This window comes from Halorubrum sp. SP9 (assembly GCF_005435015.1).
Classification (GTDB): Archaea; Halobacteriota; Halobacteria; order Halobacteriales; family Haloferacaceae; genus Halorubrum; species Halorubrum sodomense.
This window is the reverse complement of sequence record NZ_SGXU01000213.1, coordinates 1-714: the sequence shown is the minus strand read 5'-3', so window position 1 is coordinate 714 and position 714 is coordinate 1. Positions and strand designations below refer to the sequence as shown.

At 68.9% G+C, this 714-nt stretch carries 1 protein-coding gene; it reads left to right on the top strand.

The window, feature by feature from the left end; genetic code table 11:
- The coding region (locus tag EXE45_RS17255; RefSeq protein ID WP_137695055.1) for a TRAP transporter large permease subunit at nucleotides 1–714 on the top strand (714 nt) is incomplete at both ends.

The window sequence follows — 714 nt, the reverse complement described above, 5'->3', positions numbered from 1 at the left end:
TCGCGGTCGCCGCGGCGGGGATCATCCCGGGCGTCATCAGCGTCTCCGGGCTCGGACCGAACCTCACCTCGCTCCTCTTGGAGCTGTCCGGGGGGTCCATCGTCGTCATGCTGCTCGTCACCGCGGTCGCGAGCATCATCCTCGGGATGGGGATGCCGACGACCGTGACGTACATCATCCTGATCTCGATGCTCGCGACGCCGCTCGTCGAGTTCGGGATCCCGCTGCTCGCGGCGCACCTGTACATCCTCTACTTCGGCGTGATGGCCGACATCACGCCGCCGGTCGCGGTGGCCGCCTACGCCGCGAGCGGGGTGGCGAAGTCGGACCCGTTCGAGACCGGCGTGAAGGCGTTCTCGCTGTCGCTGAACAAGGCGATCGTTCCGTTCGCGTTCGTGCTCGCCCCCGGGGTCGTCCTCCTGCGCGAGAAGGCGAACGCCGACGAACTGCCGCTCCGCGAGCAGTACCGCGTCGTCAACTTCGCCGACCTCGCGGAGCTGTCGTACTCCGTGCCGGAGATCCTGATCCCCGTCGTCGGCGTCTTCCTCGGCGTCGTGGCGCTTGGCGCGACCGTCATCGGGACGCTGTACGCCGACGTCCCGAAGCCCGAGCGCGCCGTGTTCGCGCTCAGTTCGCTGCTGCTCATGGCGCCCCGGCTGCTCTCGGAGTCGGTCTTCGACGTCCTCGGCCTCGCGGGCGTCAGCGTCTCGGTGA